General features: G+C 46.5%; 10 protein-coding genes. 9 read left to right on the top strand and 1 reads right to left on the bottom strand.

The window, feature by feature from the left end; all coding sequences use genetic code 11:
* The first annotated feature begins 171 nt into the window (after positions 1-171).
* The 7 genes from J2Z28_RS03705 to J2Z28_RS03675 all read left to right on the top strand — a co-directional run bounded on the left by J2Z28_RS03705 (position 172) and on the right by J2Z28_RS03675 (position 5522).
* Positions 172-717 (top strand): ClbS/DfsB family four-helix bundle protein, encoded by a 546-nt coding sequence (locus tag J2Z28_RS03705; protein ID WP_211081216.1) that lies wholly within the window; start codon positions 172-174, stop codon positions 715-717.
* Entirely contained in the window at positions 717-1247 is a 531-nt protein-coding gene (pgsA, locus tag J2Z28_RS03700) for a CDP-diacylglycerol--glycerol-3-phosphate 3-phosphatidyltransferase (RefSeq protein ID WP_211081215.1), read from the top strand. The genes J2Z28_RS03705 and pgsA overlap by 1 nt, the downstream gene beginning before the upstream one ends.
* A 16-nt stretch (positions 1248-1263) precedes the next feature.
* Positions 1264-1689, top strand: coding sequence for a GNAT family N-acetyltransferase (locus tag J2Z28_RS03695; RefSeq protein WP_211081214.1), 426 nt, complete (start codon positions 1264-1266; stop codon positions 1687-1689).
* Between the two features lie 39 nt (positions 1690-1728).
* Entirely contained in the window at positions 1729-2163 is a 435-nt protein-coding gene (locus tag J2Z28_RS03690; RefSeq protein WP_036610283.1) for a GNAT family N-acetyltransferase, read from the top strand.
* Positions 2164-2272: 109 nt separating this feature from the next.
* A complete protein-coding gene (locus J2Z28_RS03685) occupies positions 2273-2695 on the top strand; it encodes a hypothetical protein (protein ID WP_342357467.1) in 423 nt (140 codons plus the stop codon).
* Between the two features lie 178 nt (positions 2696-2873).
* Entirely contained in the window at positions 2874-4094 is a 1221-nt protein-coding gene (locus tag J2Z28_RS03680) for an RtcB family protein (protein WP_211081213.1), read from the top strand.
* Positions 4095-4343: 249 nt separating this feature from the next.
* The gene (locus J2Z28_RS03675) at positions 4344-5522 is read left to right on the top strand and encodes a DUF4272 domain-containing protein (RefSeq protein ID WP_211081212.1); all 1179 of its coding nucleotides are present in this window, start codon (positions 4344-4346) and stop codon (positions 5520-5522) included.
* 157 nt (positions 5523-5679) lie between these two features.
* Here J2Z28_RS03675 and J2Z28_RS03670 read toward each other — a convergent pair whose 3' ends face one another.
* Positions 5680-6720: a LacI family DNA-binding transcriptional regulator gene (locus J2Z28_RS03670; RefSeq protein ID WP_235193769.1), complete on the bottom strand. Its 1041-nt coding sequence runs from the start codon at positions 6718-6720 to the stop codon at positions 5680-5682.
* 528 nt (positions 6721-7248) lie between these two features.
* On the opposite strand from J2Z28_RS03670, the gene J2Z28_RS03665 reads away from it, so the two are divergent.
* Positions 7249-8628, top strand: a complete 1380-nt coding sequence (locus J2Z28_RS03665) for an ABC transporter substrate-binding protein (RefSeq protein WP_211081352.1) — start codon at positions 7249-7251, stop codon at positions 8626-8628.
* Positions 8629-8754: 126 nt separating this feature from the next.
* On the top strand, positions 8755-11682 hold the full coding sequence (locus J2Z28_RS03660) for an extracellular solute-binding protein (RefSeq protein ID WP_211081211.1): 2928 nt from the start codon (positions 8755-8757) through the stop codon (positions 11680-11682).
* Positions 11683-11751: the final 69 nt, after the last annotated feature.

The raw sequence follows: 11751 nt of genomic DNA, 5'->3' as shown, positions 1-11751 counted from the left end.
AAAATAGGTTGAGTAAAGGGCAGCTGTATTGTTTACAGACTGCCCTTTTTTCTTGCAGAAATAAATATAGCTTTATGAAAAAAAAGGATGATTATGGAATTGAGTCGAAATGATGATAGAGTCCATGCTTCTGATTCATGTATAACGGTGAAACGAGAGGAGTGGAGTAGCGTGCCTGGAGTTCTATATGCCTCGAAGAAAGAGTTAAGTGAGACGATTCGACGCACCTATGAATTGTTTGAGGGTGAATTCAATGACATCCATAACAGCGACAAAGATAAGTGGGTTGAAGGTGTAGATAAGACGCCTGCCCAGATGATCGCGTACCAGCTGGGATGGATGAACTTGGTGATGGATTGGGAGCGAAATGAACAGTTGGGACATGAATGTCATATGCCTGCACCAGGGTATAAATGGAACCAACTGGGGCAATTAAATGAATCATTTTACGAGAAGTATTCAGGCTATACGCTGGAGGAGTTACGCTCTTTGTTTCGGGAGACAGAACAACAATGGCAGAACTGGATTGACTCGCTGAGCGAAGAGGAATTATTTGTACAAGGGATAAGGCAGTGGACGGGGACCAAGCCCGGATGGGCTATGGTGAAGTGGATCCAGATTAATTCGGTAGCTCCTTTTAAATCCTTTCGGACCCGATTACGTAAATGGAAAAAAGGTCACTTAGCCAACATGGATGAGGGGAGAATGGATGTCTAATGAATCTGGCAAATAAAATCACGTTGGCTAGAATCGCGTTGATTCCATTGTTTATGATCTGTTTTCTCAATCAGCAAAGCGTGATGATTGCAATAATTATTTTTGCAGTAGCAGCTGGTACGGATAAATTGGATGGATATGTGGCGAGAAAATATAATCAGATCACGAATCTGGGAAAGTTGCTTGATCCACTGGCGGATAAACTGTTGATTGCGGTAGCGCTGATCATGATGGTTCAGGAGAATATGATCAGTTCATGGATTGCTGTAATCATTATAGGACGTGAAATTGTCATTACTGCATTGCGAATGGTAGCCACAGAACAGGGCATTGCTCTTGCTGCGGATCGGTATGGAAAAATCAAAATGGTGCTTCAGGTGGCAGCGATCATTGCCATTTTGTTGAACAATGTTCCGTTTAGTTTGCTGACTGATATTAGAGTGGATGTGGCATTACTATGGGTTGCAACAGGCGTTACTCTCTTATCCGGAATGAATTACATTATCGTAAATTATAAACTGTTGAGATAAAAGGAGTGATTAGGAGATGTCTAAAGGAAATATAACCCCAAGTACGGAGGAGGATTCAGAGTATGTTCGCCAGCAACTTATCGCATTTAATGCTGCACATGTGAGCGAAGAATTAAGGCATCGGTACGAAGAACTGAATTTCAATATCAAAAATGAGACCGGCGAGATTGTTGCAGGTGTGCTTAGTACACTTTGCTGGAACTGGCTGGAGGTTGATATTCTTTGGGTGGATTCTGAACAACGGCATCGGGGATATGGTTCACAGTTGTTGCTTGAAGTTGAGCGAATTGCGCGAGAGAAATCTTGTGATTTTGTTATGTTGAACACTTTCTCCTATCAAGCACCGGAATTTTACAAGAAACATGGCTACCAATTAATCACAACGATCGAGAATGCACCGACCGGACACAGTCATTATTATTTTAAGAAGGACCTTACTTAAGACAAAGCATGCGAAATAGGAAAAATCAGGAGGGTTATCATGGTTACCATTAAAGGAATCGAACTTGAAGATTTACCTGCACTAAGCCAGCTATACAATGAGTTGATGGGAATGCCTACCAATGAGCAGCAGATGAAAAAGATGTTCCATTACATACAGCAGAATGGTCATTATCATGTGCTTGGGGCATTTTACAATGGCAAGCTGGTCGGGTCCGTTATGGGGGTTGAGTGTATGGATCTGGTGGGGTCTTGCAAACCGTTCATGGTTGTGGAGAATGTGATTGTATCGGATCAGGTACGCAGGCAGGGCATTGGGCAGAGGTTAATGCTCCAGATTGAGCGGATTGCAAAAGATATGGGTTGTGGTTACATGATTCTGGTGTCTGGCGATCAGCGTAAGGAAGCACATATATTTTATGAGAAGTTAGGTTTCAAGGATGAGAAGGTTCAGGGTTACCGGAAGCATCTTTAACAGACAGGTTCAAGTGAAAATTTCTTACACGAGTGGAAGGATTACTTAAGGAACACGGCGAATAAGGCATAGTCTTAATAAAAGAAACGAATAAGAGGGAGGCACTCTCGTGTTCAAAAAATGGGCTAATGTTTTCATGGTTCTGAGCCTGGTATTCGCCGTATGTTCCCCAACCTCCTATGCTGCCGCCAAAACGGTTAAGGTAACCGTTACGCTGGTGAGCGCAGAACTTGTCGAGAATAACTCTGTCGGTAATGAGTGGGCCATCGGAGCAAGGGTGAACGGCAAAGATCTGGAGGAGGGTTCGTCAGTCACTTTAAACCTGAAATCCACGGGTACATTGAAACTGGAGGCCATCGCCGAAGAACAGGACAAAATTCCAGATTACGGGGATAAAAGCACCAACGTCAAACTATCTTCGTTCTCCAAATCAACCAACAAGACGCTTTCCGTCGTGGTGACCGAGAACAGAGGTCGATATTCTGGTAACACAGCAACTTGGGAGTTCAAGTTTAAGATTAGCAAGAAGTGAATAGGAACCAACCGTGAGAAAAGGGAGCCTAGCTCTCTTTTTTTAATGCGCAGATAATGGTGAACTGAAGGAAGACGACGTTTCGAGCCACGCTAATCTTTGTTAAACTAATGAGAACAACAGTATAGAAATAAAAGATGTATTTTCAAAAAAAAATACATAGGAGGTTAACACAATCATGCGGATCGTAGATAACATTAAAGTCTGGGGGGAACCGCTGGAGAACGCCGTAAGTCAGGCGGTGACTTGCTCGCAATATGGAGATGTATTGGGTGTGGCTCTGATGGCCGACCATCACAAAGGTTACTCGCAACCCATCGGTGGTGTTGTCGCTTATCGGAATATGATCAGTCCGTCAGGTGTCGGATATGATATTGCCTGTGGCAACAAGGCTGTGCGCACGAATCTGATGTGGAACGATATTCGGGATCAGATTGCAACGATCATGGATAACATCAATTCAACCATATCTTTCGGCGTGGGCCGCAACAATCCAACACCCGTGGATCATGAACTGTTCGACGACGCGAGCTGGAAGCTGTTTGATACCATTGAACCGGGATTACAACATAAGCTGAAGACACTTGCACGCAACCAACTCGGAACCGTAGGCAGTGGCAATCATTTCGTGGATATTTTTGTAGAAGAAGCAACGGGAAAGGTGTGGATCGCGAATCATTTTGGCAGCCGCGGGTTCGGTCATAAAGTGGCGAGTGGGTTCCTTAACCTTGCCGCAGGGCGTCAGTTCAGTGGCAAAGCTCCTGGCGAATCGATGGATCAACCGCCTACGTTGTTTGACCTGAACAGTGAAATGGGTGATATGTATTGGGACGCAATGACTTTGGCGGGCCGATATGCCTATGCAGGACGCGACTATGTTATTGAACAGGTGCTCGGAATTCTCGGGGCAAGTGCTGAATACGCCGTTCATAATCATCACAACTTTGCCTGGAAAGAACAACACATGGGTGAAGAGGTAGTTGTGGTCCGCAAAGGCGCAACGCCATTGGCACCCGGGCAACTCGGTTTTGTCGGAGGCAGTATGGGGGATATCTCGGTAATTGTGGAAGGGATTCATAGCGAGGAGAATACCGAGTCATTCCGTAGCACTGTGCACGGGGCAGGGCGCACGATGAGCCGAACCCAGGCGGCTGGCAAAATGAATTACAAGCTGCGCACACGCATGGGTGGCGAGATTAGCGAAGCACAGATGCATGAGGCGATTCGTGCCTATGGTGTCGAGCTGCGGGGAGCGGGCACAGACGAAAGTCCGTTTGTGTATAAGAAACTGCAAGACGTGCTGAACGCACATGCGAATACGCTGAAGATCAACCATCTGCTACGTCCCGTTGGTGTCGCCATGGCCGGAGGAAATGAATTCGATCCATACAAGGATTAGTCATATATGTTCAACTGAACATTTACACGATAACGGAGAGGGCAGAAATAACTTGAAGAAGCGGAGCGATCGCCTAAAAGCTTTCTAAAAGAAAGCTACATCGGAAGCATACGCTAGCACCGGATTTCCCCTTTCAAAAAAAGGAATAAAAAAATCTGGGGATAACAGCGATCGGAAAGTTATTCTGCCATCGGAGTGCCAGTGTAAATATTCATTAGTTGAACTATATATAGAGAGAGGGTGAACTTCATGAGAAATTGTGCGATATATAGCTCTCAGTTTGACTTGGATCAGCTGTTTGAATGGATTCAATCCATTTATCCTGAGGGTACGATTAAACGCCGGGAAGACAAGACTCATATTCAAGTGACTCAGAAAAAATGGCTCAGTAAGAAAAACAAAGGCTTTAATATCATGACCAGCCAGACACATCCTGAGGAATTTATGACAATGATTCAGGGGATGCTTGGGTTTTTGAGTCAGATTGAGGGGCGCAATGCTTCGCTTCAGGAAAAGGTACTGATCAAATGTTCCACACTTAATATGGTGGTTGGTATTGAGACGGAAGAGGATATCTCGGAAGAATTCTTCGGCGAGTTATTGCGGTTGGCTGATGCGCTGGATGCTGTTATCTTCTGGGGAGGTGGATCTCTGCTGAACGCACAAGGCCAGCTATTGCTGGATGTGAATGGAGAATCTGAGGTAGAGGATTACACGGTGACAGCGCACACCAGTTTCCTTGACGGTGACAGCCCCGAGTCGGAGTCGGGCATTCAACGTAAAGCACGATCCGAGCAACTGTTGACTGAACAAGGCATTCCGTATAATACGAACTTGCCCGCAAGGGCCGGAGACGAGCACACCACGATTCGGAGTAAAGAGGAAGTCGCGCGTCGTGCGGTTGCTTTGTGTCTTGCTGCGCTTAAGGGAGAGTGTCTGGGAGCTGGTGAAAGTGCGGAAGATACCGCAGCACTGGTCCAGGAAGTGATCGACAAGTATGAGGCTGAATCCTTTTTCTCCCCCGTAGAGAAGAGGTTTATCGACCAGCACGGAGCAGAGCAGCAGGAGATTATTTCCTTCTCCTGGGGATATGAAGCCTACCACGTAATGTTGTGGGCGCTTGGTTATGTGAAGGGACTAGGTACACCAACGGAGTTATGTAACGTAGGGAAGGATGTCGGTTATTTGCAACAGAAGGATAGTTTTACCGACTTTCTCTCCGATGCATCTCTGCGTAGCAAGAGCGAGATTCTGGATGAAGCAGATCTGATCTACCGTTATAACTGGGTGTGTGTGGATAGTCGGGTGAATGACAAAACACCTCCCGCTGGCCTGAATGGTGGAGTGGTTTATGAACGTCACCGTGCATTGAACTGGCTGATCTGTTATCTGGATCAGGACTGGGATGATGTGCGTACAGATACGTAAAACGGGATTACACAACATACAACAATACAAATACCCCCTAAAGCCGCACGAATACGGTTAAAGGGGTATTTGTATTGCTGTTCTGTGTGGACATAAGCATTATTCCATATATGCTCAATATGTATATCCACACATATAACCAACATGTATTATACTTTTAACCACTATGCCTGCCGAACTGTTCACGAATAATGACGTCAGCAAGAATCAACTTTTTCTCGACATTGCTCTCTGGATTTGCAATGCGCCATAACATCTGATCCACTGCACGCGCACCGAGCAACTCCTTGTTCACATTGACTGTAGCCAGTAATGGGATATTGTCGTATAGATTATCAAATCCCGTGACAACACACTGATCGGGTACACGAATACCCATACTCTCAAGGGCTTCTATGGTGTATAGCCCATAGAAATCATTCGCACATACAAACACTTCAGGCAGGTTATCCTCACTGATCACCGAAGTGAACGTCTGGCGGAACTCATCCAAGGCCTGATTACTCAGCTCGGGAATCTGATGTATTTCCATCCCATGACCCATAAGCACAGAAGTATACGCAATCCAGCGTTCATAGAAGCTATGAGCATCCCCGATATTGCCAACGAACTGGAATGTTTTGAAACCCTTGCGGAGCAAATAGAGCATGATCTCACGCATGGATGCAAAGTTATCGGTGAATATGCTGTCACTGTGAAAAACAGGGTCCAGATGATCGACCATCACAACCGGAATACTGAGCCGTTTGATTTCAAGCAGAATCGGGGTCGAGATAGAGCCAACGGTAATGATCCCTCGAATGGCATCCGGGTTGAGTAGGGTAAATAGCTGGTCTGCTGAGGGTTCCGTTAAGGTCAGGATATTAATCCCTTTTTGGTTCAGCTTGGAAGAGATCCCGTTGAAGACGGGTCCCCAGTATACGGAGTCTTGATTTTGGTACCGAACATTGGGGAACAAAATCAAGATCGTTCCGCTTGAACGTGTGTTCTTTGGTTCCTGAAGTTCATGGCTGTTATACAGTTCACCAGACAACATGCTGTTATCTTTGAAATATCCAAGTTTGCCAGCGGCCTTGAGAATGACATCCCTCGTTTGATCGCTAACGCCCGATTTTCCAGACAAAGCTCGTGATACCGCGAATTTCGACAAACCCGTAAAATGTGCAATCTCCTGAATTGTTACCTTTGTCTTCATCATACCATCCTTACACTCGTAGTTCTGCCGTATTCCTTATTTGGAGCGATATCCAACAGTTTCTAGTATAACATGATGTATTTCTCTTAATCTAATAACGGACAGAGAATTCAAAATGTTAGTGATGCACAGTATTTTAGGATGAACGTTCAACGTGACGGTAAGCATATTTTCAGATAGTATGACGAAATTTGTCTGCTTAATTATTATTTTGTTATTTTATAAAAATAACAAAATAAACAAAGTTAGAATCATGGTTTAATATGTTTGTACTTAGAGTCCAGGATATTGAATAAGCTGTGACACAGGAATGTTACAGCTTAATCAGCATTTTATCAGAATAAATAGAAAATGTTAACAACAAAAATGTTGACGCTTACATTTTGCTGTGTTAAATTTTGTTTGTGAAAAACAAACAAGAAAATAACAAATGGTGGTGGTTGTTTATTTTCGATTGGTTGATGAATGGGGTTAATGATTTAGGGTGAACCATGATTGGTATACACATTCGGGGAGGTTGTTAAAATCATGATGAGAAGATGGAATGTTCTACCTCTGATGTTATTGGCTGTGATGATTTTTGTATCCGCTTGCAGTGGTGGGGGGACAGCGCAGACGGAGACCGAAGCAGAGGGAACAACGAACTCAGGTAACAGCACCGAGGTCGCTGAGACAGAGAAAGAGGGCGAAGCGGAAGAAGCTGTGGTTAATGTGCCTGATCTGGGTGGGCGTGTCATCAAGGTCGCGGCCTGGTGGGACTTGAAACCGGCGGGAGAGACGGCCTCCGATAAGGCCAGACTTGATAAAATTGCAGAGGTCGAGAAGAAATACAACGTAAAACTGGAGTTTGTTAACGTACCTTTTGAAGAATATATGAACAAATTCACAACGTCTGCACTGGCTGGCGAACCGTTCGCCGACATCGTTCAGATGGAGTACAAATCCGCACTACCCGCCATCCTCAAAGGGCAACTATTGCCCATCTCCGAATTCACTACACCTGAGAATAACATCAACCAAGAGGCTAACCTGATTGCAAAATTTCCTGCCATTGCAGGCAACGAATATGCCTTCGAATCTCCAACCAGCATTGGTCTGGGACTTCACTATAACCGTGACTTGTTCAAAAAATTATCTTTGCCTGATCCTCAAGAACTGTATAACCAAGGCAAATGGGATTGGGACAAATTCATGGAACTTGCCAAACAGGCAACCAAAGATACCAATAACGACGGCAAAACTGACGTATACGGATTTTCTGGCTGGGCGCTTGATGTCGTTCGTCATTTTACCGCAGCCAATGGTGGAACGATCGTGGATGATACCAATAGCAAAGAAGGATTGTCCGATCCGAAAACGATTGAAGCTGCCGAATTCGTCAAACGCCTGTATAACGTGGAGAATGTCGTGAAGGTCAAAACCGGCGACAAAACCAACTGGGAGGAAAGCAATACGTTCAAGGATGGAGACGTAGCCCTGTTCACTGCCGCCGAATGGCAGTTGGGCGATCTAACCTTTGCAGTCGGTGTTGTACCCATTCCGAACGGGCCACAGGGTAGCAAAGAGGTAACGTATGCAAACAACGCGGCATCGGCGAAGTTCATTCCAAAAGGTGTGGAGGATCCACAGATCGTCTACCAAATCTATGAAGAGACCTTCGACATCCCGCAGATTGAAGAGTATCCAGGTCAAGATTATCTGGAGAGTCGCTATACCGACGAGAAAGATATTGCTATTATTCGCGAGCACATCGCTGGAACGGGCCGAATCTTGCTGGATGATGCCTACACGGGGTACCCTTTCGGGGATTATGTGAACGATATCATCAAAAACAATGCTTCCGTGACAGCAACAGCCGAGAAATACAAGGCACAGGCACAAGCTGCAATTGATAAACTCGGCAAACAATAACAACACTTATCACCAGCAAACGATTCAGGCAGGGGGGCTCGTGTCGGCAATGTTGCACGGAGCCCCTTTTCCTGAACCACCAAATCGGCATTGCTGGCATCAGCCTTGATGAGGAGGACTCGTAGGATGGCTGGAATTCTACAATGTAAGACATGGATATTGTCCACAGTAATCATCGTGGCGGCAGCCTGCATCATTCTATATATAACTTCCGGCGCTGATGGAAAGAGTGCAAACATTCCACCTGGCAGTCTGCCTGCCATTGAAGTGGATGCAGTCTTGCAGCAGACCCGGCAGAAAAAGGGATACGAACAGTATCGATCCGGAACGGATCAGGCTACACAGCCGAATGTGGACATCACCATTGAAGCAGGAGATTACATAAAAGCCGAAGGTGAAGACGTCCGCAAACTGACTAATTATGAAGGAATGGATGGTGTATCTCTCCATACCGGAGAGACCGGACAAGTCGATTGGACCATTAACGTGCCGGAGACCGGGCTGTATAACCTGTCCGCCATCTATTATCCCGTTGAAGGCAAGAGTTCGGCCATTGAGCGTGCATTGTACATTGATGGTGAACTTCCTTTTGCGGAAGCCGCCTATTTGCAGTTTGACCGGGTGTGGGCGAATGAGAAAGATGTTGTTGAGCAGGACAATCAAGGTAATGACCTACGCCCGAGACAAGTGGAGCAACCACGCTGGATGGAAGAAACGTTTCAGGACTCCGACGGGTACGTACAGACTCCATTCAAGTTTTATTTGGAAAAAGGGGAACACACGCTAACGCTAAAATCATCACGCGAACCCATGGTGATTCGGTCCATTCGTCTTTTCAATGAGAAGACAGCTGTTCCTTACGCGGAAACTGCAGGTGCACAACAGTCGGATTCCTCTGGGCAGCCGAAGGATATACTTATTCGCATTGAAGGAGAAGCCGCGATTGCCAAATCTTCACCTACGTTATACCCGACCAGCGAAAGGTCAAGTTCTGCTGTATCTCCTTACAGCGCTTCCCAAGTACGCATTAATACGATTGGCGGCTTTAACTGGCGTCTGCCAGGACAATGGATCGAATGGGAAGTGGATGTGCCGGAAAGTGGACTGTATCATATCGGTTTTACCGCACAGCAGAATTTTGTCAAAGGCATCTATTCTACACGCAAACTGACCATCGATGGTGAAGTTCCGTTTGCAGAGATGGCGAAAGCACCTTTCCGTTATCAAAGTGACTATCGTATTGACGTGATGGGCGGCAAGGATGCATACAAGTTTCACTTGGACAAAGGAAAACATGTGCTGCGGCTGGAGAACAGCCTCGGTGACTTCGCACCGCTTATCCGCAATGTGGAGGACAGTCTGTACAACTTGAACTCCATGTACCGACGCATTCTGATGATTACAGGCACCAAGCCTGATGAATTCCGGGATTACCGGGTGGAAAAGCAGATCCCGAACCTGCTGGAAGTATTCAACGGAGAAAGTAAACGTCTCAAGGACGTGGCTGCACAGCTTCGTCTCCTGTCGGGACAGTCCAGCGATCAGGAAGCCTTGATTAAGACGATGGCGCTGCAACTGGACGAGATGATTGACAAGCCAGATACCATTCCAAGACGGCTTGCGGCTTACAAAACCAATACAGGCGGTCTCGGCACATGGGTGCAGCAGGCACGAGAGCAGCCCCTTGAAATCGATGCACTGTACGTCACTTCGATTGACCGCGATATTCCTGGAACAGGTATGGGGCCACTTGCCAAGCTTGGTCATGAAGCAAAGATATTCTATCATTCGTTCTTCATTGATTATAACCAGATTGGTAATGTAGCTACATCTGAAGATCGGCGTACGGTAACCGTCTGGATTGGTAGCGGACGTGACCAGGCGAATACGATGAAAGCGATGATTGACAAGACCTTCACACCAGACAGTGGTATCAATGTCAATCTGAAGCTGGTGAATATGGGAACCTTGCTGCCAGCGACTTTGTCCGGTGAAGGACCTGATGTAGCGATGCAGATCGGCAATGATCTGCCGGTGAACTTTGCGATGCGGAACTCGGCTGTAGATCTGACGCAATTCAGTGATTATAGCACCGTGGAACAGGAGTTCAGGGAAAGTGCAATCGTGCCGTATGCCTATGATTCAGGCGTATATGCCCTGCCGGAAACGCAAACTTTTAACATGCTGTTTTATCGTAAAGACGTGCTCGAAGAACTCGAACTTGAAGTGCCTCAGAACTGGGAGGATGTCGAAGCTCTGCTCGCGATTCTGAGCAAAAACCATATGGAATTTGGTATGCCGATTGTGACTCAGGCGAATATGCAGGGTGTCAATATTCCGCCGAACTCGCAGTATGCCACGATGCTGCTTCAGAACGGCGGCGCCTTCTATCGGAACGATGACAAGGAGTCGGATCTGGATTCAAGGATCGGAATTGAGACGTTCAAGCAGTGGACGGAGTTCTATACCGATTACAAGTTAGAGCGGGAATATGATTTTGCCAACCGTTTCCGGACAGGACAGATGCCTATCGGACTAACGGATTACACCATGTACAACCAATTGTCCGTATTTGCACCGGAGATTCGCGGACTATGGGGATTCGTTCCTGTCCCGGGAACCGTTCAGACCGATGGAACGTTGAATCGGGACGTACCGGGTGGAGGCAGCGCGGTCATGATGCTGGAGGGTGCCAAGGATCAGGGCGCGGCGTGGGAGTTCATGAAGTGGTGGACCAGTACGCCGATTCAGGCGGAATTCGGACGGGAGATGGAAGGACTGATGGGTGCGGCTGCCCGTTATCCAACGGCCAACATCAAGGCACTGGATTCTCTGCCGTGGCCTGCGGAGGATTACGCCAATCTCAAGGCACAATTCGAAACGGTGAAGGGCATTCCTGAAGTACCCGGTGGTTATTTTACAGGCCGCCATCTGTTCAATGCATTTTACAAAACCGTTGTTGGCCAAGTGGAAGCCAGGGAATCCATCATGGATTATACCCAATATATTCAGGACGAGATTCGCGTCAAACGTAATGAATTTGGTCTTCCGTAAGCAGAGGGAGGGTTAATCGTGCCACAAATATCACTCCGAGACGGACAAAACAGTCCTCCTGAGAAAGCG

This window comes from Paenibacillus xylanexedens (genome assembly GCF_017874615.1).
GTDB classification, from domain to species: Bacteria; Bacillota; Bacilli; order Paenibacillales; family Paenibacillaceae; genus Paenibacillus; species Paenibacillus xylanexedens.
Note: the sequence above shows the minus strand (reverse complement) of the source record. Positions and strands in the feature narration are given on the sequence as shown.